We start from the raw sequence: 26355 nt of genomic DNA on the forward strand, positions 1-26355 counted from the left end.
GCGATGCCTTCGCGTCGTTTGCGAAAGGCATTGCCCACAAGGGGACTCGCGCACCGAATGGGTCAGCCGGCCTTGGCGTTTCCGTCCGGCAGCGCGCCCTGCACGACGGTCAGCTCGCGCTGCGGGAACGGGATGCTGATGCCCGCCTCGGCGAAGCGCTCCTTGATCTTGCGCAGCAGCTCGGTCTGCGCACCCCACATGTCCTCGCTGCGCGTCCAGGCGCGGATGATCAGTTCCACCGAGCTTTCCGCCAGCGTGCCGGTCACCACGGTCGGCGGGGGTTCCTTCAGGATGCGCGGGTCGGCCGCGAACAGTTTGTCGATCTCGCCGATCGCCTGGCCGATGTCGTCCTTGTAGCCGATGCCGACCTTCAGCTCGAAGCGCCGCGTACCGCGGCGGTTGGCATTGATGATCGCGTCGCCGCCGACCTTGGCGTTGGGCACGATCGCCTCGCGGCCGTCAGGCAGCGAAAGCAGCGTGTACATCAGGTTGACCGCCTCGACCGTGCCGTCCAGGCCGCCGGCGTGGATGAAATCGCCGGCACGGAACGGCCGGAAGATGATCAGCAGCACGCCCCAGGCCAGGTTGCTGAGCGAACCCTGCAGCGCCAGGCCTATCGCCAGGCCGCTGGCGCCCAGGGCGGCCACCAGTGGCGCCGAGGGCACGCCCGCGGTGATCAGCGCGCTGACCACCAGCACCGCCACCAGCACGCCGTAGATCAGGTTGCGCAGAAAGCCGACCAGGGTGTCGTCCACGCTCGCCCGATGCATCGCCCGCTGGACCAGATTGGCGACGCGCGCCGCCAGCCAGATGCCGATCAGCAGGATCAGCAAGGCGGCGAGGACGTTGATCCCCAGCCGCGTGGCGCTCTCGGAAAAATGGATCCGGGCAAGCAGGTCGGGCATGGCGTCACTCCGCGTACGAAACAGCCCCGAAGCCTAGCAGGAGCCCGCGGCAGCCAAAAAAAAACGCCGCGCCGGCCTGGGGAAACCGGCGCGGCGTAGCTGGCCGCGCAATACGCGTTGTGGGAGAGCGGCCGGCCCGCGAAGCCGTGGGATCGGCTAGCGGGTCTTGGGCTCCGTCGTGGCGGAAGCCTCTTTGTCGCGTTCGGGTTGGTGGTCGACCAGCGCCAGGCGCGAGCCGTCCTTGAGGCGGAATTCGAACTGCTGCTGCAGCTCATCGAGCCGGGCCATGCGCGGACACAGTGCCTCGGCCCGGTCGGAGAGTGCGTCCGCACGGGCATCGACCTGCTTGTCGATGCTCTTGTCCAGTGCGTCGGCGCGCGCTTCCAGCGCGGCGACCTGGCTCTGGTCGCCGCTCAACGCGGCCTTGACCGCCTTGGCGGTGACCGTGCTGACCAGCGACTCGACCGCGTCGCCGACCTGGTTCTCCATCAGGTCCTCGACGCTGTGCTGGCGCCACTGCCCGTGGCCCAGGCCCTCGTCGATCTTGAGCAGCGCCTGTTTGTGCTGGTCGTTGAGTTGCGAAGTCAACCGGCTGCGCTCGCCCGGGTCGTCGGCGAAGCTGGCGACTACCGTGGTAAGGGCATCGAAGCCGATGTCCACACCCTCGCGGGCGATCGAGGCGACTTCGGGCAACAGACTGCGCACCTGGTTTTCGTACTCGCGCAGGCGGCCCGCGTCGGCGGCCGACACGGCCACGTCGCGGGCATCGATGCGCAGCGCGCCGTCATGCATGAACACGCTGCCGGGCATGCCGTCCTGATGCTCGAAGGTGATGCCCTCGGGCTTGACCAGCACGTCGTAGTCGGTGCCGAAGCTGCACTGCTCGTGGTTCACGTGCAGCCCGCCCGCCTGCGCCGGCGCACCCAGCGCCAGGCCGGTGGCGAGTGCGAGGGAAAGGATCAGCGTGCGCATGGGGCGGCTCCGCGTTGACGATGGCGCCAGCTTCCCGCCGCCCGGCGCGACCGGCATGGGCCAGGCGTCATGCCCTGCCATCGGTCATGCCTGCCGCGTTTCAGGGGCGCTGTTCGATCCCTGCGACTTCGCCGTCGACGAGGGTGACGGTGATCTCGCGCTCGCCGTCGCGATAGATCCAGCTTTCGCTGGCGGGCGTCAGCACCACCACGCCGCGGCCGCGGCGCCGCGCGCGGTGGTGGGTCACCCGCGTGGGCTGGCCGAGCAGTTCGCGCACCTGCGCGGCGCTGTCGCCGGCGACCAGCAGGCGGCTGCCCACGCGCAGGGTGTCCGAGGCGGTGGCGCCGAAGGCGAGCAGCCACAGGCCGGCGATCATGATGGTGCGCATGTCGTTCCCTCCATGGAGTCGACCCGTCGCGCTAGAAGCCGCCGCCCTCTTCAAGGTAGGCCAGTTCGTCCGGCGTGCTCGGCCGGTCCAGCACCGCGTTGCGGTGCGGGAAGCGGCCGTAGCGCGTGATCACTTCGCAGTGCCGGCGCGCGTAGTCGAGGAAGTTGTCATATTGCCCGCGTGCGTTGGGCGTGGCCTGTAGGGCGAGCGCGCGGAACAGCGTCACCGAACGCCATTGCAGCGCGAGGTCCTCGGCGTGTTCGAGCGGCAGGTAGGCGAACACGCGCTCGAGCGGCGTCAGCGCTTCGTCGTCGCGCCGTTCCAGCCCCTCCAGCACCAGCGCCTGCGCCCGGTTGTCCTGGGCGAACGCACGCGCATCGCCGCGGTAGACGTTGCGGCTGAACTGGTCGAGCACGATCAGCAGCGCGAGCCAGCCGTGCGGGGTGACCGCCCACAGGTCCAGCGCGCCCGTGATGGCCAGGTCCAGGGTGGCGCCGAAGCGCGCCCGCACGACCTCGTCGAACTGGGGATCGCGCACGAACCAGCGCACCGCGTTCTCGTCGGCGAACCAGAAATCCAGTACATCCTGCGCGCTTGCGGTCATGCCGTTTTCCCCCTGGGCCAGCCCGGGTGGGCGGAGCTTAGCAGCGCCGGGCGCGGGCCAGGCTGTGCATGTCCAGGTGGATGCCCTGCAGCTTCGGCAGCTGGCGGCGCAGCACCAGCGCGGCCTCCGGCGTGGCGCGCTGCAGGCCTTCCTCGAAGGCGTGCACCAGCGCCGCTTCGCCGTGCGCCAGGCGGGCGATCCAGGCCGTGTCGCGGCGAGGCGTGTCGGGCAGCAGCCACTCGATCAGCTGGCGCCGCGCGGAACCGCCCAGGCGTCCGTGCCGGGCCGGCGTACCGCCGAGCTGGCTGACCTGGCCCTGCAGGTCGGCGATCACCTGGTCCAGCGCGCTCGCGTTCTCGCCCAGCACCACGCGCAGGCCCGGCTCGCTCGCCTGCGCCGAGGCATCGCGATACATCGCGCGCAGGTCGATGCCCCGGCGGATCAGGGCGTTGAACAGCGTTTGCGGGCGTGGCGCCACGGGCGCGGCTCCTGGGGTTCGACGTGGGACGACCATGGTCGGCCCTGCGCACTTAGCCGGGGATTAACTCGCGCGGTTCGCGCGGCTCGCTGCGCACCGTCCGTCAGGCGGCATTCGGGTTGCTCTGCGCCGGTTCACGCGGCTGCCCGGCGCCAGCGGAGCCTACTCGCCCACCTGCAGCAGGTTCAGCGGCTGTCCGTTCGCCCCGCGCACGCCCTGCTGCAGTTCGGCCAGCCGCCGGATCGACGGACACAGCGCCTGGACCTGCGGTCGCAGCGCCTGCATGCGGCGCTGCAGCCGGGGCTGCAGCTGGGTGGCCAGGTCCGCCGCCTCGTCGCGCAGGCGCGCAGCTTCGGCCAGGTCGCCGTTCATCGCGGCAGCGAGCGCCTGCTGGCCGAGGTCGGCGGCGACCAGCGGCGCGAGGTCGCCGACGATGCGGTCGGCCAGTTGCTGGGCGGCGTCACCCTGCCAGTCGTGGGTGCTGTTGCTCTGCGCGATGCGTTGCCTGAGCTGCGCAGCATGGGTGGCCAGCCGCCGGTCGAGTTCGGCCAGGGTGGCGGGCGCCAGCTGCATGCCGGCGGCTTCATCGTGCACCGCGCGTGTCGCCAGGGCGACGCCGGCATCGGCCACTGCCCGCACGCGCGGGACCAGCGCGCGCAGCTCGCGCTCGAACAGCACCAGCCGGTCCTGGTCCTCGGCGTTGAGGCGCACCGACTGGCCGTCGGTATGCAGCGTGCCGTCGGCGATCTGCACGTGGAAGGGCGCCGGCTGCGGGCGATCGAACAGCAGGCTGTCCGGCTTGACCGTCAGGTCATAGCCGCTGCTGGCGTGGCAGGTGCCCGCCAGGTCCTGCGCGTGCAGGACCGGCAGGGCGGCGATCAGCATCAGGCTGGCGAACAGGAGCCGCAGGCGCATCGGTTGTCGTCCGGGAAAGGGACCTCAGCGATACCCGCCCGCGCGTCAACCGCGGCTGAATTGACCGCTTTTCAGCCGTGATCGAGCGGCGTAAGCAGCGAGAGGCTGGAGCGCCCGAACACGCCGTCGTCGGGCAGGGCATCGACGCCGCCGCTGAGCATCTTGTCCTCGTCGCTCCACGGCACCGGCTCGATGGGACCGGGAACGTAGGTCTGCCATTGGCCGTAGCTCGCATTGGCTGACGGAGGCGGCGTGTTGCCCACGTGCAGCTGGTAGGTCACCGGGACGCGGACATCCCGGTAGAGCGCATGGTCGGAAGGATCGGCCGGGCTGAAGGTCCACTGCCGCGCCGTGGCCAGCGTGGCCTTGGCGAACAGCTCGCGCCAGTGGTTCATCTCGTTTTCGCCGGCGATCACGCGCAGGTTCACCTGCTCGGCGGTGGCATCGGACACCCGGCCGGCGCGGTCGAGCCGCAAGGCGACGTAGACGGTGGCCTCGACCCGACCGCGGATCGCCTGCATCGGGTAGCGCGGCTGGAGCGCACTCTCCTTCCTGATGCCCTGGCCCTGATCGCCGAACCAGGCGCTGCGCACGCCGACCTTGAACCTGCCCTCGCCGATCGGCTGCGCGACCACGCGCAGGCTCATCCTGGCCTTGGCGGCCACCGGCTTGCCGTCGCGCAGCACCGGCTGGAAGGTCCAACCCGGTATGGCTTTGCCGATCAGGTCGGCGACCAGCGGCGGCAGCTTCTCCGGCTGGTCGAGTGCGAAGGCGAGCACCGTGCCCTGCGGCGTCACCCCGATCGTGCCGGTGACGACCATGCTGGCTTCGACCTTCTCGCGGGTCGCGCGGGGCCCACCGGCGAACGCCATGCCGGCCAGCAGCAGGCCGGCGACTCCCAACAACAAGCGCTTCATCCCCATACCTCCCCAGGTCGGTGCCGGGAGTCTGCGCCCGGTTTCAGCGCCGCGCAACGAACTGCGCGCGCACCGGCGGCCGGCCTAGTTGCCAGGCCAGCCACAGCGCCAGCGGGACCAGCAGCGCCTTGAAGGCCAGCGCCAGCATGAAACTGCGGCGCCAGTCCTCGATCACCAGCAAAAGCAATGGCGCCTGCGGCTGGGTCATGGCGTGGGCGCGGGCTACGTCGAACCGCCCCCACTGCGCCAGCATCAGGCCGCCGGTGGCCAGCGCCCACAGCGCCAGCAGCAAGGCCACCACCCGCAGCGCCTGTCGCGCCCAGGGCTGGCGCAGGATGCCGCCGGCGCACACCACGATCACCACGAAGCTGCCGACCAGGTAGGGCCAGTCGCCGTGGCGCAGGTAGAGCACGCCGCCGATGGCGGCCAGCAGCAGCACGACCCAGGTGGCAACGCGCCAGAGTCCGAAGCGGGGCGCGGGCGTGGCATCGACGGCCATCAGGAGAAAGCCGCGTGGCGGACGGACGTGATCGACAGTCTGCGCATGGCGGACTCCATGGGAAGATCCGCCAAAGTCTACGCGCTGGCCGGCGCAGGGTGGGCTTCAGCCAGCGCCCTGCGGGGAGCCATGGACTGAAACCCGTCCCTGGGCGTGATGCGGCCTACTGACGCGAGATGGTGAACTTGCCCACCGACACGCCCAGGTCGATGCCCTGGCCGGTGCCGGTCAGCGCCAGCGACGTGGTGCCCTTGGTCAGCACCTGGGCATGGGCACTCTTGACCACGCCCGCCTCGGCGCCGGCCTGCACGTAGTCGCCGAACACCTCGGCGATACCGTGCACCCTGGTGATCTCGCCCTTGCCGTCGGTGACGCGGAACTTGCCGGCGGTGAGGCCGCCGCCGACCACGCTGATCTTCACCGGCGCGCTTTCGCCGTTGTCGCAGGTGACCGTGCCTGCCCCTTCGGCGTGCTTGTAGATGATCGACCAGCCCTGCAGGTTGTAGCTGAGCTCGCACTTGACCATGGGTTCGGACGCGCGGGCCGGTGCGGCCGGCCAGGCCGCCAACGCCATCGTGCCGGCCAAGAACACGCTCGCCCATGCGGTGGTGCGCAGGTTCATCGCAGGTCTCCTTCCCCGTTCGGGGCGCTGTGAGGCTGCGGTCGAGTCTGTCCCCGCACGGGTGAAGGAAGCGCCAGCGGGAACGGCACCGCGCGTTCACGATCGCAGCGCAGGCGCCTCGCCATGCTTGGGTTCGCACGCAGGTTCCGGAGAGCCCCATGCACTCGCTGTGGCAATCGACCGTGGAGGTCGTCAAGCGCACCGCCAAGGGTGCGGCGAAGGATGATCTGATGACGCACGCCGCGGCGGTAGCGTTCTACTCGGCGTTGTCATTCGCACCGATGCTGGTGTTGCTGCTATGGCTGGTCGCCTCGCTGCAGCCGGCCTGGCAGAACCAGCTGGTCAGTTCGATCAACCACCTGGTCGGGACGCGCGCCTCGGACGCGGTGAAGCTGGTGATCAACAATGCGGAGGACCGGCCCCAGCTCGGCCACTGGGCCGGCATCATCGGCCTGGCGATCACCCTGATCGGCGCATCGACCGTATTCGCCCAGTTGCAACTGGCGATCAACCGCGTGTGGAACCTGCGCGCGGCGCCACGCAATGCGCTGTTCAGCTGGCTGCTCACGCGCATGCATGCCTTCGGGCTGCTGCTGACGCTGGCCTTCCTGCTGATCGTGTCGCTGGTGGCGAGCACCGCGATCGCGGTGTTCGCGCGCAGCGACACGGCCATGTGGGACGCGCTGGAGGCGATCGTCGCGCTGCTGCTTTTCGGCCTGGTGTTCGCCTCGATCTACAAGGTCCTTCCCGATGCGCAGATCGACTGGCGGGACACGCTGCTGGGCGGCGCCTTCACGGCGATCCTGTTTGCCATCGGCAAGTTCGGCATCAGCCTGTACCTGTCGCACAGCGACGTGGGCGGCGCCTACGGCCCGGCCGGCAGCGTGGTGGTGCTGCTGGTGTGGGTGTACTACTCGGTGGTGATCCTGCTGCTCGGCGCCGAGCTCACGCAGAACGTGGCGGAGGTGCGCGGGGTGCCGATCCGGCCCAACGCACACGCCGAGGTGGAGGCCCCATGCGACCAGTGACGGGCGCGGCATAATCGGAACCACACGCACGGAGAGGCGCCATGTTCAAGTATTCGCTGGTCGGCTACGACGGTTCGCCTTCGTCGCAACGCGCCTTCCAGACCGCCGTCGCGCTGGCACGCTGCGGCAAGGGCCGGGTGCGGGTGGTGTCGGTGCTGCAGGTGACCGAGGGTGGCGCCGATGCCTGCGCGCTGATGATGGCCGACTCCAGCGCCCAGCGCGCACAGGAGCTGCTGGACGAACTGGTCGCGATGGAGCCGGACGCGCGCGACATGATCGACGTGGAAGTCACCCACGGCAGCCCGGGCGACGTGCTGCTGAGCCAGGTCGGGCAGCACGGCGTGGACCACATCGTGATCGGCCATACCGACCGCGGCACGCTGGCGCGCTGGCTGCTCGGCTCGGTCTCCAGCGACGTGCTGGCGCGCGCCCACGTGCCGGTGACGGTCGTACCGTAAGCGATGGTGGTCGCAGGGTCGGGCTGGGTTAATCCCCGCGCGTCACGAGACCGTATGCTGTCCGTCATTCGCCCGTCACGCGCGCGCTTCGTGCCGCGCCTTCACAGGACACCCGCGTGAACTACGCCCCTGCCCTGCCCTGGACGCTGGAAAGCCTCGACCTGTCGCGCATCGACCGCGCGCGCGTGCGCCACAACGAGGAGTTGTTCTTCCTGCTGTGCAGTTCGTCTTTCGTCGAGAGCGGTTCGGATCTCTACACCCACAACCTGGTCACGCACTTCAACGGCGACGAGGAACTGCAGACCTGGCTCAGCCAGCACTGGGAGCACGAGGAGCTGCAGCACGGCCGTGCGCTGGCCGCCTATGTGCGTGCAGTGTGGCCGGAGTTCGACTGGGACACGGGTTTTGCCGCGTTCTGGACCGAATACGGCGCGGTGTGCACGGCCGAGCAGCTGGAGGACAGCCGCGGACTGGAGCTGGCCGCGCGCTGCGTGGTCGAGACCGGCACCGCGAGCCTGTATCGCGCGCTGCACGAGATCACCGACGAGCCCGTGCTCAAGCAGCTGACTGGGCATATCAAGAGCGACGAGGTGCGCCACTTCAAGTACTTCTACCAGCACTTCCGCCGCTACCGCGAGAACGAGGGTCTGGGGCGCTACAAGGTGTTCCGCGCCGTGTTGAAGCGGGTCAACGAGATCCGCAGCGAAGACAGCGACATCGCGTTGCGCCACGTGTTCGAGCAGTGCTACCCACAGCACAAGGGCGACCGCGAGGCCTTCCGTCGCGTCGCCGGCAAGGCGCAGGCCCTGCTGCGACGGCATATCCCGGCCGAGATGACGGTGAAGATGCTGCTCAAGCCGCTGGACTTTCCCGCGCGGCTGCAGGGCGCGCTGGAGAAGCCACTGGCGAAGCTGGCCGAACGCCTGTTCCTCAACTGAGTGCCGACGGATCGGGTCGAAAGTTCTGCAGGAGCCCATCCTGTGCGTGACCGCCCGGAGCGGCCGACCCCACGGTCGCGCACAGGGTGCGCTCCCATGGAGGCCTCGCGCGCGGGTCAGTCCTGACGCGGTTCGGCCGTCACCTGCCGCTGCTCCTGCTGCAACGCCTTGAGCTTGCCCACGTCGACCGGACGGATCTGCCGGATCGTGCAGGCCAGCTGGTTGCGTCCGGTGATCACCTTGTCGAAGTTGATCGACACCTGGTTGAGGTTCGAGGTCACGCCGATCGTGTTGGCGTACGGCAGTTCGGTGCAGCCGGGCACGTCGAGCAGCCAGGCTTCCTTCGGCCTGGTGTAGACCGCCACCTGGTCGCTGCCGAGCGGCTCCCACGACCACATCGGCTGGAAGAAGCTGAAGTGGTTGACCGGCGCGCCGGCCGCCTGCGCGTAGGCCGCCTGGCGCTCGGCCTGGCGCTGCGCGTAGGGGACACTGGAGCAACCGGCGAACACCACCGTGGCGGCACTGGCCAGCAGGGCACGTTTCAACGACATGGCGCTACTCCTCGACTCGATTCGCACGACCGGTAACGCGTCGGGGGCCGATCGGTGCACCGAGTCACTTCTCGGTGCACCGCCTTCACTTCTTCTTCGGCAGCGCCTTCCACTTGGCCGGATCGAAGCCGCCCACCTCGTAGACCAGGGTCTCCTTCTTCTCGCCGTCGACCAGGGTCACGTCCAGGGTGATCTTCCTGGCCTTCTTCATCCGCGCGATGAAGTCGTCGTCGTCGCGGATCATCAGCGCCGGCTCGCCGGTGGAAGGCGCGAACGCCTTGATGCCGTGCTCCTTGCCGTCGAACGTGGCGTGGATCGTGCAGTTGCCGCGGCAGACAAAGCCGTGCCCGCCGCCGTACAGGAACACGTTCTGGCCCCAGTCGGTGTGCCGGCGCAGCACCAGCCGCACGCGGTCGTTGCCGGCGGGCTGGCTGGCGTAGATGGTGGCGGTCGACTGCGTGCCGCCCTGCATCGGCGAGACCTGGTACAGCCACAGCGCGTCGAGGCGGCGCTTCTCGCTCTCTTCCTTCCAGCGCTTCTCGATATCGGGCAGGGTCTGCTGCACTTCCTTCGCCGCGGCGCTGTCCGGATAGCGGTCGAGGATGTCGTGGCCCATCGTCACCGCCATCTCGTCGTTATGGATGCGCAGCAACTGGCGGTAGGTGTCGAGCTTGCGCGCGGCATCGTCGTTCTGCGCCGAAGCCGCCGGGGCCTGGGCAGGCTGCTCCTGGTCCTGCGAATTGCAGCCGGCCAGGGCCAGCACGCCACACAGCACGGCCACGGATGGATGGAACGGCAGCTTCATCGGCGCTCTCCTGGCGGGGGAAAGCCCTAGCGTGGAACGGGCAGGCGGGCGGTGCAACCCGTTCCGGCAGCGGCGGCAGCGGAGCGCATGGCGGCGGCAAGCCCCCGCGAAGACAACATTAATGTTGTTATCGTCCACAGGCCCATGGGGGACAATCGGCGGTTGCAGTGAAGCTGCGCAGCCGGCGGTTGGGACGACAGCGTACGGCGCCAGCTCGCGATCCGAGGAGCCGCCATGCGTTATCCGGTGAATCTGACGCTTACCCTGGGTAAGGTCACGGTCACCTGTCCTGACCTGCCCGATCTCGCCGCCGTGGGCAAGAACGCGCAAGACGCGTTAGCCGCAGCGATGGAGGGTATCGAGGAACAACTGCAAGACTGCATGCAGAATCGGCAATCGGTTCCCATGCCCAGTCGCGCCGCTCTAGGACAGCAGACGGTCGATCTACCCCCGCTTGTCGTAGCAAAGATCGGGCTCTACCAGGCCATGCTCAACCAGGGGTTGCGCAAGGCCGATCTCGCCCGCCGCCTCAACGTGCACCTGCCCCAAGTGGATCGCCTGCTCGATCTTCGCCACAAGTCGAAGCTGGGCCAGGTGGAGTTGGCGCTCAAGACCATGGGCCTGCGGATCAAGCTTACGGTGGAGCCGCTTTAGCGGCTTCGCGGTTGCCGGTCCCACGGCAACCGCTCGCGGGCAGCCCCTCACCAGTGAGGCAGGCGCGGGTCATCCGGGGCTTCCGGCGTGCGCCGGGTGCGGGAATCCTTCCCATCCCCCGTCTATCTGACGGCCAGGCTCGGCGTGTGGACGTCCGTGCCGCCCGGAGGCCCCATGAATCGGCTCGCAAGAGCGCTGCTCCCAAGGCGGCACTTCTCAACCCCCGTGCGCCTCGCCGGTGTGGTCGCCATCGTGGTGGCCGCCTGGCTGGCGCAAAACGTCTTCGCCGAGGTGTTCGCCGGCTACCGGCTGGAACTGTTCTTCCCGGCCGTGCTGATCTGCGCCGTGCTGTTCGACCACGGAGCGGGTTTCCTGGCCACGCTGCTATGCGCATTGGTCGCCAACGCCCACCTGCCTTGGGCCGTGCCTGCGCCGGCTGCCGAACGGACCGCCGCGCTGGGCGTCTTCGTGCCTGTCGGCGTGCTGATGACGCTGATCATCGAAGGCCTTCGTCACGCCTTGCGCGAGCTGGCATCGGCCAAGGAGGAGAAGGAGCTGCTCCTGCGCGAGTTGATCCACCGCACGCGCAACGATCTGTTCATGGCCTCGTCGATCATTTCGCTCCAGGCCAGGAGCCACCCCGACCCGATGGCAAGGCAGGCGTTGCAGTCGGCAGCCAGCCGGGTCAGCTCCGTCGGGCAGGTTCAGGAGCGCCTGCATGCCACCGGCGACGTCAGCGGCTGCGTGCCACTGTCGCTCTACCTCGGCTCGCTATGCGACCAGCTCGGACAAATGCTCGCTGGCGTGCGCCCGATCACCTTCGAGGTCGACGCGCCTTCGACCGAAATCCACCGGTCTGCCGCGGCATCCATCGGGCTGATCGTGAACGAGCTGGTGACCAATGCACTGAAATACGCGTTCAATGACCGGTCGTCCGGCCAGGTCAAGGTGGAAGCCTGGCACCGTGGCGCCTCCACGCACATCGTAGTGCAGGACGATGGCGAGGGCTGCCCGGTGGATGCCCAACCCGGAACGGGCTCACGGCTCGTGGGGGAATTGGCCACCCGCCTGGGGGGCGCCATGAAGCGCACGTCCGAGACCGGCGGCTGTCGCGTGGAAGTCATTCTTCCCACTTCGGCACTGGTTCCGGCCCGCTAGGCAGGGGACACCATGAGCGGGCCCGCGCACCTGCCGGGTGGCCCGCTGATGGCTTCATCGACGTGGTGGATGGTTACTGGCCGCTGCTGCCCCGGCTGTCGGGGGGGGGGGGCACGCCGCAGGACTACCACCTCGTCTGCTGCGTGAAGGCAGCAGGCTCGATCGCTCCCCACACGCCCCAGCTACGTGTGGAGCGACCTGGAGCCGATCGAGGCCTCCGCTGCCGTCGCAGCCTAGATCGCGGCGCACCGCGGAGAGGGTGGGCGGCTCCACGGCCACGATTTCACGATGCTGATTGCCCCCTGAAACGACCGCCGAGCGGCCGACGCGCGGTCCGCACGCTCCCAGCCCGATAGCCCCCGGAGCCCGACATGCCGGCGGCTCACACCGTGGTCGCCGGCGCTTCAATGAAGCGTTCGCGCAGCAGGGCACGGTAGCGCCTGCTGCACGGGACCGTCGCGCCGTCGCGCAGCCTGAGCCGCGCATCGCCGGTATCGAGCGGCTCGATCTCGGCGAGGTAGTCGAGGTTCACGAAGTAGCTCCGGTGCACGCGCACGAAACGCGAGGGATCCAGCCGCTCCTCGATCGCGGCCATGGTGGTGCGCAACGGATAGTCGCGCCCGCGGACGTGCAGGTTCACGTAGTTGCCGGCCGCCTGCAGCCACTCGATCTCGCGCGCGTTGACCAGGAACTCCTTGCCGAGCTTGCGCACCAGGAACCTCTCGGGCCGCTCGACCGGTTCGACCGGCGGGCCTTCGTCCGGCGCCGCCAGCAGCCGTGCCTCGCCCTGCCAGCGCACCAGCCACAGCCGCGACAGGCTGATCAGCGCGATGATGAGGAAATAGGTCCGGAAGTCCTTCAGGTATTCGTAGGCGTAGCCCGGTTCCCACCGACCGAAGTCATAGCGATGGCCGGCCGCGGCATAGGCCAGCGCGCGCAGCGCCACCATGCCGGTCACGTGCACCAAGCTGAAGGGCACGGTGGCGAGCAGGTGCCACGGCAGGCTCTGTCGCCAGGTGTCGAAGCGAAACGGCCAGCGCCGCTCCGCCGCCAGGATGGCCGGCACCAGTGCCAGGATCATCAGCGAACTGGTCCATTCCCACACCCACGGTTCCCACGCGGCGACCCGGGCGTGGTCGATCTGCGCAACCATGCTGTTGAACACGGTGTTGAGGATGGCCAGCAGGATCCAGAAACCGATCTCCGCCGAACGGCGCCAGCGATGGAAGCTGCGGTAGTCGAGGTGGGTGGTCGGGGGCATCGGCGGATTCTATGGGGCGGGCGGGCGGCGCGCCGCAAAAACCGTCCGTCCCGGCCCTTCCCCTGAAAGGGAGGTTCCGCCGCAGGCGCGGTCGAGCTTCCCTTGGAGGGCGGGAACCCGACGCCGCGCTTCGAGGGAAGGGTCCGGGCCGGATGGGTGTCCCGCACGAGTGCCACTCGTCCCACACGCCCGCCTTCCATCCCAAGGCACCCGCGACCGGTCACCGCGCAGCGGTGCTGGACCACGGCAGGGCGTAGGGTGCGCCGATCACCCGGAGAATCGCCATGAAACGACGCGAACTGCTCAAGGCCGCCCTGGCTTTGCCACTGCTGCCGGCATTGGCGCGCACCGCCCGCGCCCTGCCGGCCAGGTTGGCTCACGCCGTGCGGCTTCGCCCGGGCCAGCCCGGCTGGCCGGCGCTGGCCGAATGGCAGTCACTCGATCGCGCGGTCGGCGGTCGCCTGCTCAAGCCGGCGTCTCCGTTCGCGGGCGGCGCGGGCACCGCCGCCTACGCCGAGGCGGCCAGGCAGCTGAAGAACCCCTTCGCCCTGGGCGACGACCCGGCGCTCACCCAGACCAGCGGTTGGGCGGATGCCTGGCGCTCGCGGCCCAGTGCCTACGCGGTGGCCGCCGAGTCGGCCGCGGACGTGGCTGCGGCGGTGGATTTCGCGCGGCGGCACCGTCTGCGGCTGGTGGTCAAGGGCGGTGGCCACAGCTACCAGGGCACCTCCAGCGCGCCCGATTCGCTGCTGGTCTGGCCGCGCCGCATGAATCAGGTGACTCTGCACGAGGGGTTCGTGCCCGCCGGCGGCGAGGGCAAGGTAGCGCCGCTGCCGGCGGTGAGCGTGGGTGCCGGCGCGATGTGGATCGACGTCTATCACGCGGTGACGACCGTGGGTGGGCGCTACGCGCAGGGCGGCGGCTGCACCACGGTGGGCGTGGCCGGCCTGGTGCAGAGCGGCGGCTTCGGCAGTTTCTCCAAGGGCTTCGGCACCGCCGCGTCCAACCTGTTGGAGGCCGAAGTGGTCACCGCCGACGGCGCGGTGCTCACGATCAACGCGCACCAGCATCCGGAGCTCTTCTGGGGCCTCAAGGGCGGTGGTGGCGGGAGTCTGGGCGTGGTGACCCGGCTGACCCTGCGTACCTTCGAGCTGCCGCCGTTCTTTGGCGCGGTGTTCGGCACCATCCAGGCGTCCTCCGACCAGGCCTACCGGGCGCTGGTGGGGCGTGCGATGGCGTTCTATCGCGAGGCGCTGTTCAACCCGCACTGGGGCGAGCAGATGGGCTTCGCACCGGACAACACGCTGTCGATCAGCATGGTGTTCCAGGGGCTGACCGAGGCACAGGCCGAGCAGACGTGGAAGCCCTTCTTCGACTGGGTGCGCGCGCGCAAGGAATACAGCTTCGCGGAACCCCCGCGCACGCTGGCCCTGCCGGCACGGCACTTCTGGGATGCCGACTTCTTCCGCCAGCACGCGCCGCAGCTGATGGCCGACGACGACCGGCCCGGCACGCCCGCCTACCACATGGTCTGGGCCGGCGATCGCGGACAGGTCGGCTGGTTCATCCATGCCTACCAGTCGGCCTGGCTGCCGGCCGCGCTGCTTGCGCCGGATAGGCAGAGGGCGTTGGCGGATGCCTTGTTCGCCGCCTCGCGCCGGCATGACTTCGCGCTGCACTTCAACAAGGGCATGGCCGGCGGCGAGCCTTCCGCGATCGCGCGCACGCGCGACACCGCGATGAACCCGCAGGTGGCCGACGCGTTCGCTCTGGCGATCTGCGCCGACGGCAGCGGCCCGGCCTTCCCGGGATTGCGCGATCCGGACCTGGCCGAAGCGCGCGGCGACGCCGCGGCGGTCGAGGCTGCAATGGAGGCGCTGCGCGTGGTTGCGCCGCATGCCGGCTCGTACGTGTCCGAGAGCGACTACTTCCTGCGCGACTGGCAGCGGGGCTTCTGGGGAGCGAACTACGCGCGGCTGCTGCGTGCCAAGCGGCGTTACGACCCGGACGGGCTGTTCGTCGTGCACCACGGCGTGGGCAGCGAGGGCTGGAGCGAAGACGGGTTCACGCGCGTCGGTTAACCGCTGCAGGAGCGCACCTGGCGCGACCGGAGCCATGGCGGTCGCGCACCGCTGCGCTCCTGCAGCGGGCCGCCCCGTACCCACAGCCCGTTGGCGCGGTCCGCATCCCGTTCGCGCCCAAGGGCGCTTCCACATGCGGGCGTGCGGGTCAGGCGCGCAGTTGTGCGTCCGAATCCAGGTGTTCGATGCGCTCGATCTGGTCGAACCAGAGGTAGCGCTTCCATTCGGATGTGCCGAGCTGTTCCAGGTGCACGACGCCGTTGCTGCCTTCGTTGCCGTCACCGTCGAAGAACTCCTGCACGGTCGGGCGCGCGGCGACCACGCCGTCGCAGGTGCTGCCGTCGGCCAGGTGCAGGCGCACGCGCGCGCCGTTCTGCAGGTGTTCGACCATGCTGTTGAAGCGGGCGATGGTGGGCTGGTCGGTGTAGACGTGTTCGGCCTGGCGGCCCATGGCCGGTCTCCTGCGGCTGCGATGGGGCGAGGCTAGGGCGGGGATGGGCAAGTGGTCGTGAAGTCGTTGGCGCGGCTGCCCCCATCCGCCTGTCGGCACCTTCCCCCGTGGAACGGGGGAAGACTCGATAGGAATGCCCCGCCGGGTGGAGGAAGGTCGTGCCGCGCGATCCTTCCCCCGTTCCACGGGGAAGGTGCCCGGAGGGCGGATGGGGGCGCTCGTGCGGGAAGGGCCACCCGCGGCGATAATTCCGCGCCTCAACCGCTGGACTGCCCATGCCCACCGACTCGCTGCTCACGCACCGCGCCTTCGTGCAGTTCTGGTTTGCCCGCATCGCCTCGGGCTTCGGTTTCCAGATGCTCTCGGTGGCGGTGGCCTGGCAGATCTACGCGATCACCGGCCGCGCGCTGGACCTGGGCCTGATCGGCCTGGTCCAGTTCTTCCCCTCGGTGCTGCTGGCGCTGCCGGCCGGCCACGTCGCCGACCAGTTCGAGCGCCGGCGCGTGGTGCTGATCGGTCAGGTCGTCGAATGGTGCGCGATCGCCGCGCTGGCGGCGCTGAGCTTCAGCGGGCGCATCCACGAGGCGGGCATCCTGGCACTGGTGTTCGTGATCAGCACCGCCAAGGCGTTCGAGTCCCCCTCGATGTCCTCGCTGCTGCCGGCGCTGGTGCCGCCGGCGATCCTGCCGCGCGCGGTGGCGGTGAGCGGTTCGGCCTTCCAGATGGCGATGGTGCTGGGACCGGCAGTGGGCGGCCTGCTCTATGTGGCGGGGCCGGGGGTGGTTTACGCCACCGCCGCGGGCCTGTACCTGATCGCGGCCACGCTGATGGCGCTGCTGCGCTACGAGCAGGCGCCGCCGAAGCGTGAGCCGGCCTCGCTGAAATCGCTGTTCGCCGGGGTGCATTTCATCCGCGAGCGCAAGGACGTGTTGGGCGTGATTTCGCTCGACCTGTTCGCCGTGCTGTTCGGCGGCGCCACCGCGCTGCTGCCGATCTTCGCCAAGGACATCCTGCACACCGGTCCGTGGGGCCTGGGGTTGCTGCGTGCGGCACCCGCGGTGGGCGCGCTGCTGATGTCGTTCGCTCTGGCGCGGCACGACCTGACCCGGCGCGTGGGCATCATCATGTTCGGCTCGGTGGCCGGTTTTGGCGTGGCGACGCTGGTGTTTGCGCTGTCCTCGTGGATGTGGCTGTCGCTGATCGCGCTGTTCGCCGGCGGTGCGTTCGACATGGTGAGCATGGTGATCCGCGGCTCGATGGTGCAGCTGGACACACCGGACGCAATGCGCGGACGGGTCAACGCGGTCAATTCGATCTTCATCAACACCTCCAACCAGCTCGGCGAGTTCGAGTCGGGCCTGGTCGCCGCGTGGCTGGGCGCCGTCGGGGCGGCCGTGCTCGGCGGCGTCGGCACGCTGGTGGTGGTGGGGCTTTGGATGGCGATGTTCCCGACGCTGCGCAGGCGCCAGAAGCTGCACCTGGAAGCGGAGGCGATCGAGGCGGCTGAGGAGGCGGGCGCCAAGACGCTGTGAGTGGCGGGCGCTTACCATGGCGCATCCTCCGGGAGTCCAGGTCGTGATCGTCACCTCGCCCGCCGCCTTCCTCGACGCCTTCGCCGCCCTGCCACCGCTGCCCGACGCCCAGGCCACTGCGCGCGCGGCTTTCCTGCTCGCGCCGGCAGAGTTCGCGCTGGCCGCGGAGTCGGCCAGCGACAACCGCTACATGGACATGGCGCTGGCGGTCGATCCGCTGCGCGCGCTGGCCCAGCATGCGGCGCTGGCACAGGCACTGCGCGCGGACTGCCCGGTGATCACCTTCCCGGGCGAGGCCAGCACGCCGGATGCGGTGTTTCCCAACAACGTGTTCGCCACCGCGCCGGGGCGGCTGATCGTCGGGCGCATGCGCCATGCGATCCGCCAGCGCGAGGCCGGGCGGCGCGACGTGCGGGACTTCTTCGCCCAGGTGCTCGGCTATGCGGAAATCGACCTGTCCTGCCGCAACGACTGCGTGGCCGAGCTCACCGGCGCGCTGGTGATCGACCGCGCCCGCGGCGTGGGCTATTGCGGCCTGTCCGAGCGCTGCGACGAGGCCGGCGCGCGGGCCATGCACGAGGCGTTCGGCTTGCGCCTGACCTTCTGCTTTCCGCTCGCCGCCGGCGAATACCACACCAACGTGGTGCTGGCGTTGCTGGCCGGCCGGGCCGCGATCGTGGCGCCGGACGGCTTCGCCGACCCGGCCGTGCCCGCGTCGATCGCCCGCGCCTACGGCGACCGTGCGCTGTGGCTCACGCCGGCGCAGAAGCAGGCCTTCGCCGGTAACGCGATCACGCTGTCGGACCAGCGCGTGTGGATGAGCGCGGCCGCCGCACGCGCGCTTACCGATGCCCAGCGACAGGCGCTGGGCGGTTGGGGTTTCCGCATCGGTGCGGTGGAGCTGGACGAGATCGAGAAGGCCGGCGGCAGCCTGCGTTGCTGCGTGGCGGAGATTTTCTAGGCTGTCCCTGTAGGAGCGCCCTTGGGCGCGACCATCATCCCGGTCGCGCCCAAGGACGCTCCTACAGGGCGAGCACCACCGCGACAACGCGACCGGCAGTGTGACGGAAGCCAGCCAGCCGCTACGATCGCCGGCATGACCACGCCCCTGCCCCTCCTGCGCCTCGCCGGCGCCGCCTTCCTCGCCCTCGCCACCCTGCCCGCCGCGCATGCGGCGGAGGGTCCGCGCATCCAGGTCAGTTTCAGCGCCAGGGCGCACGCGCAGCCGATCACCGGGCGCGTCTACGTGGCGGTCAGCCGCAGTAACGAGACGCCGCCGATCGAGCAGACGGACATCACCGGCGTGCCGCTGTTCGGCCACGACGTCAGCGCGCTCGCGCCCGGTCAGGTGGCGACCATCGATGCCGGCGACTTCGGCGCGCCGCTGACCAGCCTCGCGCAGCTCCCGGCCGGCGACTACTGGATGCAGCCGTTCGTGAACGTCTACACCGAGTTCAAGCGCGCCGACGGCCATACCGTGTGGCTGCACATGGACCAGTGGGAAGGCCAGGACTTCAAGCACTCGCCCGGCAACCTCTACGGCAAGCCGGTGAAGGTGCACTACGACCCGGCCGCGCCCACGCCGGTGACGCTGGTGGCCGATCAGGTGATCCCGCCGATCGCGTTCCCGAAGGACACGCCCTACGTCAGGCGCTTCCGCATCAAGAGCAAGCTCCTGAGCGACTGGTGGGGCCAGCCGATCTATCTTGGCGCCACGGTGCTGCTGCCGAAGGACTACGACAAGCATCCGGACGTGCGCTACCCGGTGATCTACGAGCAGGACCACTTCTCCACCCGCGCGCCGGGCGGCTTCGACTATCCGAAGTCGCACTTCCGCGATTACTGGCTGGCCGACGGCACGCCGCGCTACATCATGGTGAGCCTGCAGCATCCCTCGCCCTACTACGACGACTCCTACGCGGTGAACTCGGCCAACGAAGGCCCGTTCGACGACGCGATCCACCAGGAACTGCTGCCGGAAATCCAGAAACGCTTCCGCCTCATCGACGCACCGTGGGCCCGCATCCTCGAAGGCGGCTCGACCGGCGGCTGGATCGCCATGGCGCAGATGATCTTCCACCCCGACTACTACGGCGGCACCTTCGCCTCCTGCCCGGACGCGCTGGACTTCCGCCACCACCAGGTGGTGAACATCTACGACGACGCCAACGCCTACTGGCTCGACAAGGGTTGGGTGAAGGTCGAGCGCGTGGACACGCGCCAGCCCGACGGCAACGTCGAGGCCATGATGAAGGACGAGAACCGGTACGAGCTGGCCGTGGGCGACCACAGCCGCTCCGGCGGCCAGTGGGACATCTGGGAAGCGGCCTTCGGCCCGGTTGGCGCGGACGGCTATCCCAGGCGGCTGTGGGACAAGCGCACCGGCGTGATCGACCACGACGTCGCGCAGTACTGGAAGCAGCATTTCGACCTGCGCCACCTGCTGGAAACCCAGTGGGCCACGCTGGGGCCGAAGGTCACCGACAAGATCCATATCTACGTGGGCGACGCCGACACCTACAACCTCAACATGGGCGTGCGCGCGATGGACGCGTTCCTCAAGCGCGCGCGCAACCCGTCCTTCCGCGGCAGCGTGACCTACCAGCCGATGGCGCCGCACTGCTGGGGCCCGCGCGGCCAGGAACTGATCGAGACGGTCACGCGCTACATCGACGGCCATGCGCCGGCGGACGCCGATCGCACCAGCTGGCGTTACTGAACCGGTGATCACCGTACAAGCGGCCAGCGCGCGTGGCGGCCTGGATGCCGGTCGTCCGCGGCTGTGGGCGTGGCTGGAGCGCATCCACGCGCGGCCGGCCTACCGGCGCGCACTCGAACGCGGTGGCGCGTACCGGCTCGGCTAAGGCTCGCCTGAACCGGGCGGTGCGTTTTCGACGCCCCTCTCACGCTGCGCTGGTCAGGCTGGGGCCTCGACGCACAGGAGGCTCCCATGAACCGAACCCGAGATCTGGAACAGCGCTTCGATGGCGCCAGCGAACGCGTACGCGACCGCGTGCGCCAGTACGCCTATGGCACCGCCGACACGGCCAATGGCCTGATCGAACGTGGCCGTCGCCTGACCACGCGCCTGGGGCGCCGCGGCTCCGGTTACGGCAAGCAGATTTCGCACATGGCCGAGGACCTCGCCGACGAGGCGAGCTACCAGTACCGCCGCGTGCGCCGCCATGCCACCCGCCACCCGGTGGCGACCGTCGCCGTGGTCGCGGGCACGATCGGCGCGTTCTTCCTGCTGCGCAAGCTGCTGCGCAGCGACGAGGACTGACACCTCGGCGCGCCTCCCTCACGGGAGGGTGCGCCCACCACCCTGCAAAGACTGTCGCTCAGCCGCGCATGCGCGGCTCGGGCACCGTCGGGGTATGCGGTTCGATCGGCGGCACTTCCGGCTGCTGCGGCCGGCCGGGGTCGATCGGATCGTTCGGGCGCTGCGGCGGCGGATCCTGCTGCGGATGCTCGGGCTCACCGGGCGGCCCGCCGAGCGACCAGCGCGAATGCGTTTGAACGGAAGGGGAAAGCGGCGCGACTGCAGCGGCGCCGTGCATGCACTCGATCATGGAAACCTGCGTATGGCTGCCTGTGCGGGAAGTATCGGCAACCCGCCGTGCGCGCCGCGCGAAAGGGCCGTTCACTTTGCGCATCCTCTCTTGAAGCCTCTCCATCGGAGAGCGGGCAGCGCGCGGTGAGCACATACACCCTCGCGCGCGTCCTGCCCCCATTCCCGAGCGCCCGCGGAAAAGCGGAGGCAGCTCTGAGAGCCAGCGACTCACCAAGCAAGGCGAAGTGACGCTTGGCCATGATCTCTTTGTCTCCCACTGTCCCTTGGGCCAGCAAAGAAGAGTGACCCGGGCGCCGACCGGTGATCGGAAGCCTGCCGCAGGCGAGCCAAGTCGCGGGCAGACCGCGCAAGAACGACAAGCAACGCACGCTCTGCTGACATTCCCGCGAGCCCCGGCCGCTCACCCCAGCCGCGGAGGGGAGAGGGGGTGAAAGCATGCGCTGGTGGGCAAGGTAAGCTTGGCCGTCCCTTGCCGACGTTCCGCATGTCCCACAAGAGCATCACCTTCCACCACCCGATCGCCTTCTGGGCCGGTTGCCTCTGCGTGATCGCCGGCGTGCTGGCCCACCTGCCGATGCTGGCGATGGCCGCGCCCATGCACTACCGCCTCGCCGGCATGCCGATGGACAACCTGATGCTTACCGGCATGGCGCTCGTCCCTCTGGGCGTACTGCTGTCGGGCTACGGCCTGATGCCGCGGCTGGCGCAGATGCGCCGCACGCTGCATGCCGATGCCAGCCCGCTGCCGTTCCACGTGGCCGACCACGTGCCGCTCAACCGCGAGCACTGGAAACTGGTCGGCGTGCTGACGCTGGCGCTCGCGGTGGACGTGATGAAGCCGGCCACGATCGGCTTCGTGATGCCGGGGATGTCGGCCGAGTACGGCATCAGCGGCGCCACCGGAGGCCTGCTGGCGCTCTCGGCACTGATCGGGACCACCGTCGGATCGATCGTCTGGGGACGCCTCGGCGACCTGTTCGGACGACGCGCGACGATCCTGCTTTCGGCGTTGATGTTCATGGGCACCTCGATCTGCGGCGCGATGCCCGCGTTCGGCTGGAACCTGGGGATGTGCTTCATGATGGGCGCGGCCGCCGGCGGGATGCTGCCGATCACCTTCACGCTGATGGCCGAGACCATCCCCACGGCTCACCGCGGCTGGCTGCTGGTGGCACTCGGCGGCGTGGGCACCTCGGCGGGCTATTTGCTGGCCTCCGGCGCGGCGACGCTGTTCGAGCCGGCCTACAGCTGGCGCGCCTTGTGGCTGCTGAACCTGCCCACCGGCGCGCTGATCGTGCTGCTCAACCGCTACATCCCCGAGTCGCCGCGGTTCCTCGCGCTGGCCGGGCTGGAGGAGCAGGCGCGCGCCGTACTGCTGAAGTTCTCCGGCAACCAGCCACCGGTGCCCGAGGTCGCCCCGCCACCGGCGGGGACACAGGTGCACGGGGCCGACCGGGTCGGCATGCGCCAGCTGCTGCGCGGACGGCATGCGGCGATCACCTGGGGGCTGATGGTCTGCGCGGTGGCCTGGGGGCTGGCCAATTTCGGCTTCCTGCTGTGGCTGCCGGCGAACCTGGTCAAGCTCGGCATCGACGCGCAAGGCAGCGCCGCGCTGCTGGCGCGCTCAGCGGTGCTCGCGCTGCCGGGCATCGCCGTCGTGGTCGCCTGTTACCAACGCTGGAGCAGCATCCGCACGCTGGTGCTGTTCATCGGGTTGACGGCGGCATCGCTGTTGCTGTTCTTCGGGATCGGCGCTCTGGAGTTGCGCTCCAATACCCTTACGACGACTGCAACGGTGGCGCTGCTGTTGAGCATCAGCGGTGTGATCGCCACGCTGATCCCCTACGCGGCGGAGATCTATCCGGTGCACCTGCGCAGCACCGGCTCAGGCCTGATCGCCGGAGGCTCCAAGCTCGGCGGCATCCTCGGCGCGCTGCTGGGTGTGCTTGGTCTGTTCGAGCATTTCATGCTGTCGGCGCTGCTGATTGCGCTGCCGATGGGGCTGGCGGCGTGGCTGCTGGTGCGGCGCGGGATCGAGACGCGCGGGCATGGCCTGGAGGCGATCCAGCAGGTGTTGTCGAAATAGCTGCGGCGCACGCGCGCCTTTCGCGTGGAGTGCCTTCGCGCGGCATGTGTGCCGCGCGACGGGGAAGGGCTGCTTTCTTTACGTTTGGATGTCTGCTCGCGACACCCCCCCATGCGGAGCATTCCCGCGAGCCCCGGCCCCTCACCCCAACCCTCTCCCCGGAGGGGAGAGGGAGCAGGGCGCGGCGGACGTGCACAACCGCGCGCGCTTCCTGCCTCAGCTCCCGAGCGACCGCGGTTTAGCGGCGGCAGCTCCTCCAAGAGCAAGCGACTCCCCAAGCAAGGCGAGGCGGCACCCAGCTCTTATCCTTCAGCGGGCTTAGCAGGCTATTTCTTTGGGTACTTTCCTTGGACCAGCAAAGAAAGTGACCGGAGCGCCGACAGGCGATCGGAAGCCCGCCGCAGGCGAGCCAGGTCGCGGGGAGGCCACGCAAGAGCGACAACCAAAGCCCCCTGCGGGAAACATTCCCGCGAGCCCCGGCCCCTCAACCCCACCCGCTCCCCGCAGGGGAGAGGGAGGCGAGCATCGGCCCCTCCGCAAAGAAAGGGGCTCCAGCCAGTCAGACCGTCAGCGGATTGGGCTTGTCCGCGTCGAGCTTGTATTCCTTGATCGCGCGCGCCACGTCCTTGGCGTTGACCAGGCCGTCCTTCGCCAGCGCGGCCAGCGCAGCGTGCGCGATCCAGTAGCGGTCGACCTCGAAGAAATCACGCAGGTGCTCGCGCGTGTCCGAACGACCGTAACCGTCGGTGCCCAGCACGGTGTAGCGCATGCCGTCCGGCATGAAGGCGCGGATCTGGTCGGCGTACTCGCGCACGTAATCGGTCGCCGCCACCGCGGGACCGGCGCGCCCCTGCAGCAGTTGCGTGACATACGGCAGGCGCTGCTCGGCTTCCGGATGCAGGCGGTTCCAGCGCTCGGCGTCGAAGCCGTCGCGACGCAGCTCGGTGAAGCTGGGGCAGGACCAGATGTCCGACGCCACGCCGAAATCCTTCTCCAGCAGTTCGGCCGCCGCGATCACCTCGCGCAGGATGGTGCCCGAACCCAGCAGCTGCACGCACGGCGCCTTGGCCTTCTTGCCCTTGCCGTTGCCCTGGCCTAGACCTGAGTCGCGGAACAGGTACATCCCCTTGATGACGCCCTCCTCGCAACCCTTGGGCAGATCCGGGTGCTCGTAGTTCTCGTTCATCACGGTGATGTAGTAGTACACGTCCTCCTGCTCCTGCAGCATGCGGCGGGTGCCGTCCTGCAGGATCACCGCGACCTCGTAGGAGAAGGTCGGGTCATACGACTTCACGTTCGGGATCACGCCCGACATCAGGTGCGACTGGCCATCCTCGTGCTGCAGGCCCTCGCCGTTGAGCGTGGTGCGGCCGGACGTGCCACCCACCAGGAAACCGCGCGCGCGCATGTCGCCAGCGGCCCAGGCCAAGTCGCCGATGCGCTGGAAGCCGAACATCGAGTAGTAGATGAAGAACGGCAGCATCGGCTGATTGCTGATCGAGTAGCTCGACGCCGCGGCCATCCAGGCGGCCATGCCGCCAGCCTCGCTGATGCCTTCCTGCAGCACCTGGCCCTTCTGGTCCTCACGGTAGTACAGCAGCTGGTCGGCATCCTGCGGCCGGTACTTCTGGCCGAACGGCGCGTAGATGCCGATCTGCCGGAACATGCCTTCCATGCCGAAGGTGCGCGCCTCGTCCGCCACGATCGGCACCACGCGCGGGCCGATCGCCTTGTCGCGCAACAAGAGATTCATGCCGCGCACCAGCGCCATGGTGGTGGAGATCTCGCGATCGCCGGTGCCCTTGGTGATCTGTTCGAACGCCGACAGTTCCGGCGCCTTCAGCGCCACGTCCGTCTTGCGGCGCCGTTGCGGCAGGAAGCCACCCAGCGCGCGGCGGCGCTCGAGCATGTATTCGACTTCCGGCGAATCCTTGCCCGGGTGGTAGTACGGCACCTCGTCGAGCTTGTCGTCCGGCACCGGCACGTTGAAGCGGTCGCGGAAGGCGCGGATCGAGTCGGTGTCGAGCTTTTTCTGCTGGTGGGTCGGGTTCTGCGACTCGCCCGAACCCAGGCCCATGCCGTAGCCCTTGACCGTCTTGGCCAGGATCACCGTCGGCATGCCCCTGGTGTTCACCGCCGCGTGGTAGGCGGCGTAGACCTTGTGCGGGTCGTGGCCGCCGCGGTTGAGGCGCCAGATGTCGTCGTCGGACAGGTTGGCGACCATCTCGCGCGTCTGCGGGTACTTGCCGAAGAAATGCTCGCGCGTGTAGGCGCCACCGAAGGCCTTGCAGGCCTGGTACTCGCCGTCGAGCGTTTCCATCATCAGCTTGCGCAGCACGCCGTCGTTGTCGCGCGCCAGGAGCGGATCCCAGTAGGAACCCCAGATCACCTTGATCGCGTTCCAGCCGGCGCCACGGAAGACGCCTTCCAGTTCCTGGATGATCTTGCCGTTGCCGCGCACCGGGCCGTCCAGGCGCTGCAGGTTGCAGTTGATCACGAACACCAGGTTGTCCAGGCCCTCGCGGCCGGCCAGCGAGATCGCGCCGAGCGACTCGGGCTCGTCGCATTCACCGTCGCCCATGAAGCACCAGATCTTGCGGTCGGTCTTGGGCATCAGGCCGCGGTGTTCGAGGTACTTCCAGAACTGCGCCTGGTAGATCGCCTGGATGGGACCCAGGCCCATCGACACGGTCGGCACCTGCCAGTAGTCGGGCATCAGCCACGGATGCGGGTAGGACGACAGGCCGCGGCCCTTGCCGACCACTTCCATGCGGAACAGGTCCAGCTGCGACTCGTCGATGCGCCCTTCCAGGTAGGAGCGCGCATACACGCCGGGGCTGGAATGGCCCTGGTGGAACACCAGGTCGCCGGGGTGCTCGGCCGACGGCGCGCGCCAGAAGTGGTTGAAGCCGACGTCGTACAGCGTGGCGGACGAGGCGAAGCTCGCGATGTGGCCGCCGAGCTCGCCCGGCTTGCGGTTGGCGCGAACCACCATCGCCATCGCGTTCCAGCGGATCAGCGAGCGGATGCGCCATTCCATCGCCGCGTCGCCCGGGCTCTTGGCTTCCTGGCTGGGGGCGACGGTGTTGACGTACTCGGTGGTGGGGTCGAAGGGCAGGTAGCCGCCGGAACGCCGCGTGGAGTCGACCATGCGCTCGAGCAGGTAATGCGCGCGCTCGGTGCCGTCGTGCTGGATGACCGCGTTGAGCGATTCGACCCACTCGCGGGTTTCGGTGGGGTCGATATCCTGGTTCAGGATGTCATCGAACTGATCCATGAAGCTTCTCCGCGGCGCGCTGGGCGCCTGATGTATTCGACGTGTGGGGAGCCCCCGATTCTAGCTTTCGGGGTGCGGGGGTGCCATATGAGGTGCCGGGCACGCTGGCCAGCGCGCGAGCGCAGCCGTATGGGCGCCGCAGCGGCATACGCGGGCGGATGGAGCCAGCGGGATCCGCGGCGCGTACGGCGCACCGCGGCG

General features: G+C 69.2%; 26 protein-coding genes and 1 pseudogene. 12 read left to right on the forward strand and 15 right to left on the reverse strand.

Translation table 11 applies throughout. From position 1 onward, the window contains the following. Nucleotides 1-62: 62 nt before the first annotated feature. The 9 genes from ACFWZU_RS10990 to ACFWZU_RS11030 form a co-directional block, all read right to left on the reverse strand. Nucleotides 63-905 (reverse strand): mechanosensitive ion channel family protein, encoded by an 843-nt coding sequence (locus tag ACFWZU_RS10990; RefSeq protein ID WP_439701553.1) that lies wholly within the window; start codon nt 903-905, stop codon nt 63-65. Nucleotides 906-1061: 156 nt separating this feature from the next. Next, complete coding sequence (locus ACFWZU_RS10995) at nt 1062-1877, reverse strand: DUF2884 family protein (RefSeq protein ID WP_439701554.1); 816 nt, start codon at nt 1875-1877, stop codon at nt 1062-1064. A 100-nt stretch (nt 1878-1977) separates the two neighbouring features. Beyond that, nucleotides 1978-2265, reverse strand: coding sequence for a DUF2845 domain-containing protein (locus ACFWZU_RS11000; protein ID WP_439701555.1), 288 nt, complete (start codon nt 2263-2265; stop codon nt 1978-1980). A 31-nt stretch (nt 2266-2296) separates the two neighbouring features. Further along, nucleotides 2297-2869, reverse strand: a complete 573-nt coding sequence (locus ACFWZU_RS11005) for a DUF924 family protein (protein ID WP_439701556.1) — start codon at nt 2867-2869, stop codon at nt 2297-2299. Between the two features lie 37 nt (nt 2870-2906). Further along, nucleotides 2907-3347, reverse strand: a complete 441-nt coding sequence (locus ACFWZU_RS11010) for a PA2169 family four-helix-bundle protein (RefSeq protein ID WP_439701557.1) — start codon at nt 3345-3347, stop codon at nt 2907-2909. Between the two features lie 162 nt (nt 3348-3509). After that, nucleotides 3510-4262 (reverse strand): DUF2884 family protein, encoded by a 753-nt coding sequence (locus ACFWZU_RS11015; RefSeq protein ID WP_439701558.1) that lies wholly within the window; start codon nt 4260-4262, stop codon nt 3510-3512. A 71-nt stretch (nt 4263-4333) separates the two neighbouring features. Next, nucleotides 4334-5179 (reverse strand): energy transducer TonB, encoded by an 846-nt coding sequence (locus ACFWZU_RS11020; protein ID WP_439701559.1) that lies wholly within the window; start codon nt 5177-5179, stop codon nt 4334-4336. Nucleotides 5180-5222: 43 nt separating this feature from the next. After that, on the reverse strand, nt 5223-5678 hold the full coding sequence (locus ACFWZU_RS11025; RefSeq protein ID WP_439701560.1) for a hypothetical protein: 456 nt from the start codon (nt 5676-5678) through the stop codon (nt 5223-5225). 163 nt (nt 5679-5841) lie between these two features. Then, nucleotides 5842-6300, reverse strand: coding sequence for a hypothetical protein (locus ACFWZU_RS11030; RefSeq protein WP_439701561.1), 459 nt, complete (start codon nt 6298-6300; stop codon nt 5842-5844). 158 nt (nt 6301-6458) lie between these two features. Between ACFWZU_RS11030 and ACFWZU_RS11035 the strand changes: the two genes are divergently transcribed. From ACFWZU_RS11035 to ACFWZU_RS11045, 3 genes are all read left to right on the forward strand, one after another. Then, nucleotides 6459-7328, forward strand: coding sequence for a YihY/virulence factor BrkB family protein (locus ACFWZU_RS11035; protein ID WP_439701562.1), 870 nt, complete (start codon nt 6459-6461; stop codon nt 7326-7328). Nucleotides 7329-7369: 41 nt separating this feature from the next. Continuing rightward, a complete protein-coding gene (locus ACFWZU_RS11040; RefSeq protein WP_439701563.1) occupies nt 7370-7786 on the forward strand; it encodes a universal stress protein in 417 nt (138 codons plus the stop codon). A 116-nt stretch (nt 7787-7902) separates the two neighbouring features. Next, on the forward strand, nt 7903-8724 hold the full coding sequence (locus ACFWZU_RS11045) for a ferritin-like domain-containing protein (RefSeq protein WP_439701564.1): 822 nt from the start codon (nt 7903-7905) through the stop codon (nt 8722-8724). 116 nt (nt 8725-8840) lie between these two features. On the opposite strand, the gene ACFWZU_RS11050 is transcribed toward ACFWZU_RS11045, so the two are convergent. Continuing rightward, entirely contained in the window at nt 8841-9275 is a 435-nt protein-coding gene (locus ACFWZU_RS11050) for a DUF6491 family protein (RefSeq protein ID WP_439701565.1), read from the reverse strand. Nucleotides 9276-9360: 85 nt separating this feature from the next. After that, a complete protein-coding gene (locus ACFWZU_RS11055) occupies nt 9361-10080 on the reverse strand; it encodes a hypothetical protein (RefSeq protein ID WP_439701566.1) in 720 nt (239 codons plus the stop codon). 234 nt (nt 10081-10314) lie between these two features. Here ACFWZU_RS11055 and ACFWZU_RS11060 point away from each other — a divergent pair, with 234 nt between their 5' ends. Together ACFWZU_RS11060 and ACFWZU_RS11065 are read left to right on the forward strand one after the other, a co-directional pair. Then, nucleotides 10315-10734 (forward strand): type II toxin-antitoxin system HicB family antitoxin, encoded by a 420-nt coding sequence (locus tag ACFWZU_RS11060; RefSeq protein ID WP_439701567.1) that lies wholly within the window; start codon nt 10315-10317, stop codon nt 10732-10734. 255 nt (nt 10735-10989) lie between these two features. After that, a complete protein-coding gene (locus tag ACFWZU_RS11065; RefSeq protein ID WP_439701568.1) occupies nt 10990-11892 on the forward strand; it encodes a sensor histidine kinase in 903 nt (300 codons plus the stop codon). A 382-nt stretch (nt 11893-12274) separates the two neighbouring features. Here ACFWZU_RS11065 and ACFWZU_RS11070 read toward each other — a convergent pair whose 3' ends face one another. Continuing rightward, entirely contained in the window at nt 12275-13153 is an 879-nt protein-coding gene (locus ACFWZU_RS11070) for a LytTR family DNA-binding domain-containing protein (protein ID WP_439701569.1), read from the reverse strand. Between the two features lie 284 nt (nt 13154-13437). On the opposite strand from ACFWZU_RS11070, the gene ACFWZU_RS11075 reads away from it, so the two are divergent. Next, complete coding sequence (locus ACFWZU_RS11075; protein WP_439701570.1) at nt 13438-15234, forward strand: FAD-dependent oxidoreductase; 1797 nt, start codon at nt 13438-13440, stop codon at nt 15232-15234. 148 nt (nt 15235-15382) lie between these two features. On the opposite strand, the gene ACFWZU_RS11080 is transcribed toward ACFWZU_RS11075, so the two are convergent. Beyond that, nucleotides 15383-15685: a DUF3247 family protein gene (locus tag ACFWZU_RS11080; protein ID WP_209617772.1), complete on the reverse strand. Its 303-nt coding sequence runs from the start codon at nt 15683-15685 to the stop codon at nt 15383-15385. A gap of 275 nt (nt 15686-15960) precedes the next feature. Here ACFWZU_RS11080 and ACFWZU_RS11085 point away from each other — a divergent pair, with 275 nt between their 5' ends. The 5 genes and pseudogenes from ACFWZU_RS11085 to ACFWZU_RS11105 all read left to right on the forward strand — a co-directional run bounded on the left by ACFWZU_RS11085 (nt 15961) and on the right by ACFWZU_RS11105 (nt 20500). Beyond that, nucleotides 15961-17217: an MFS transporter gene (locus ACFWZU_RS11085; RefSeq protein ID WP_439701571.1), complete on the forward strand. Its 1257-nt coding sequence runs from the start codon at nt 15961-15963 to the stop codon at nt 17215-17217. A gap of 16 nt (nt 17218-17233) precedes the next feature. After that, nucleotides 17234-18178 (forward strand): arginine deiminase-related protein, encoded by a 945-nt coding sequence (locus tag ACFWZU_RS11090; protein WP_439701572.1) that lies wholly within the window; start codon nt 17234-17236, stop codon nt 18176-18178. A 135-nt stretch (nt 18179-18313) separates the two neighbouring features. Continuing rightward, nucleotides 18314-19936: an alpha/beta hydrolase-fold protein gene (locus ACFWZU_RS11095; RefSeq protein WP_439701573.1), complete on the forward strand. Its 1623-nt coding sequence runs from the start codon at nt 18314-18316 to the stop codon at nt 19934-19936. Nucleotides 19937-19949: 13 nt separating this feature from the next. Then, a pseudogene (locus ACFWZU_RS11100) lies at nt 19950-20081 on the forward strand (glutathione S-transferase); the annotation flags it as partial. Between the two features lie 86 nt (nt 20082-20167). After that, nucleotides 20168-20500: a hypothetical protein gene (locus ACFWZU_RS11105; RefSeq protein ID WP_439701574.1), complete on the forward strand. Its 333-nt coding sequence runs from the start codon at nt 20168-20170 to the stop codon at nt 20498-20500. Between the two features lie 58 nt (nt 20501-20558). Here the strand turns inward: ACFWZU_RS11105 and ACFWZU_RS11110 are convergent, their stop codons facing one another. Continuing rightward, on the reverse strand, nt 20559-20873 hold the full coding sequence (locus tag ACFWZU_RS11110; RefSeq protein ID WP_439701575.1) for a hypothetical protein: 315 nt from the start codon (nt 20871-20873) through the stop codon (nt 20559-20561). Nucleotides 20874-21275: 402 nt separating this feature from the next. On the opposite strand from ACFWZU_RS11110, the gene ACFWZU_RS11115 reads away from it, so the two are divergent. Next, nucleotides 21276-22877, forward strand: a complete 1602-nt coding sequence (locus ACFWZU_RS11115; RefSeq protein WP_439701576.1) for an MFS transporter — start codon at nt 21276-21278, stop codon at nt 22875-22877. Between the two features lie 559 nt (nt 22878-23436). On the opposite strand, the gene aceE is transcribed toward ACFWZU_RS11115, so the two are convergent. Continuing rightward, on the reverse strand, nt 23437-26154 hold the full coding sequence (aceE, locus tag ACFWZU_RS11120) for a pyruvate dehydrogenase (acetyl-transferring), homodimeric type (RefSeq protein ID WP_439701577.1): 2718 nt from the start codon (nt 26152-26154) through the stop codon (nt 23437-23439). Nucleotides 26155-26355: the final 201 nt, after the last annotated feature.

Origin of the sequence: Frateuria sp. GZRR33 (genome assembly GCF_051900425.1) — a bacterium.
GTDB lineage: Bacteria > Pseudomonadota > Gammaproteobacteria > Xanthomonadales > Rhodanobacteraceae > Frateuria_A.

What these genes read in the sequence shown, in the direction of transcription:
- ACFWZU_RS10990 (WP_439701553.1), bottom strand. Translation starts at nt 905, where the DNA reads ATGCCCGACCTGCTTGCCCGGATCCATTTTTCCGAGAGCGCCACGCGG.
- ACFWZU_RS10995 (WP_439701554.1), bottom strand. Translation starts at nt 1,877, where the DNA reads ATGCGCACGCTGATCCTTTCCCTCGCACTCGCCACCGGCCTGGCGCTG.
- ACFWZU_RS11000 (WP_439701555.1), bottom strand. Translation starts at nt 2,265, where the DNA reads ATGCGCACCATCATGATCGCCGGCCTGTGGCTGCTCGCCTTCGGCGCC.
- ACFWZU_RS11005 (WP_439701556.1), bottom strand. Translation starts at nt 2,869, where the DNA reads ATGACCGCAAGCGCGCAGGATGTACTGGATTTCTGGTTCGCCGACGAG.
- ACFWZU_RS11015 (WP_439701558.1), bottom strand. Translation starts at nt 4,262, where the DNA reads ATGCGCCTGCGGCTCCTGTTCGCCAGCCTGATGCTGATCGCCGCCCTG.
- ACFWZU_RS11020 (WP_439701559.1), bottom strand. Translation starts at nt 5,179, where the DNA reads ATGAAGCGCTTGTTGTTGGGAGTCGCCGGCCTGCTGCTGGCCGGCATG.
- ACFWZU_RS11025 (WP_439701560.1), bottom strand. Translation starts at nt 5,678, where the DNA reads ATGGCCGTCGATGCCACGCCCGCGCCCCGCTTCGGACTCTGGCGCGTT.
- ACFWZU_RS11030 (WP_439701561.1), bottom strand. Translation starts at nt 6,300, where the DNA reads ATGAACCTGCGCACCACCGCATGGGCGAGCGTGTTCTTGGCCGGCACG.
- ACFWZU_RS11035 (WP_439701562.1), top strand. Translation starts at nt 6,459, where the DNA reads ATGCACTCGCTGTGGCAATCGACCGTGGAGGTCGTCAAGCGCACCGCC.
- ACFWZU_RS11040 (WP_439701563.1), top strand. Translation starts at nt 7,370, where the DNA reads ATGTTCAAGTATTCGCTGGTCGGCTACGACGGTTCGCCTTCGTCGCAA.
- ACFWZU_RS11050 (WP_439701565.1), bottom strand. Translation starts at nt 9,275, where the DNA reads ATGTCGTTGAAACGTGCCCTGCTGGCCAGTGCCGCCACGGTGGTGTTC.
- ACFWZU_RS11055 (WP_439701566.1), bottom strand. Translation starts at nt 10,080, where the DNA reads ATGAAGCTGCCGTTCCATCCATCCGTGGCCGTGCTGTGTGGCGTGCTG.
- ACFWZU_RS11060 (WP_439701567.1), top strand. Translation starts at nt 10,315, where the DNA reads ATGCGTTATCCGGTGAATCTGACGCTTACCCTGGGTAAGGTCACGGTC.
- ACFWZU_RS11070 (WP_439701569.1), bottom strand. Translation starts at nt 13,153, where the DNA reads ATGCCCCCGACCACCCACCTCGACTACCGCAGCTTCCATCGCTGGCGC.
- ACFWZU_RS11075 (WP_439701570.1), top strand. Translation starts at nt 13,438, where the DNA reads ATGAAACGACGCGAACTGCTCAAGGCCGCCCTGGCTTTGCCACTGCTG.
- ACFWZU_RS11080 (WP_209617772.1), bottom strand. Translation starts at nt 15,685, where the DNA reads ATGGGCCGCCAGGCCGAACACGTCTACACCGACCAGCCCACCATCGCC.
- ACFWZU_RS11085 (WP_439701571.1), top strand. Translation starts at nt 15,961, where the DNA reads ATGCCCACCGACTCGCTGCTCACGCACCGCGCCTTCGTGCAGTTCTGG.
- ACFWZU_RS11090 (WP_439701572.1), top strand. Translation starts at nt 17,234, where the DNA reads ATGGCGCATCCTCCGGGAGTCCAGGTCGTGATCGTCACCTCGCCCGCC.
- ACFWZU_RS11095 (WP_439701573.1), top strand. Translation starts at nt 18,314, where the DNA reads ATGACCACGCCCCTGCCCCTCCTGCGCCTCGCCGGCGCCGCCTTCCTC.
- ACFWZU_RS11105 (WP_439701574.1), top strand. Translation starts at nt 20,168, where the DNA reads ATGAACCGAACCCGAGATCTGGAACAGCGCTTCGATGGCGCCAGCGAA.
- ACFWZU_RS11110 (WP_439701575.1), bottom strand. Translation starts at nt 20,873, where the DNA reads ATGCGCAAAGTGAACGGCCCTTTCGCGCGGCGCGCACGGCGGGTTGCC.
- ACFWZU_RS11115 (WP_439701576.1), top strand. Translation starts at nt 21,276, where the DNA reads ATGTCCCACAAGAGCATCACCTTCCACCACCCGATCGCCTTCTGGGCC.
- aceE (WP_439701577.1), bottom strand. Translation starts at nt 26,154, where the DNA reads ATGGATCAGTTCGATGACATCCTGAACCAGGATATCGACCCCACCGAA.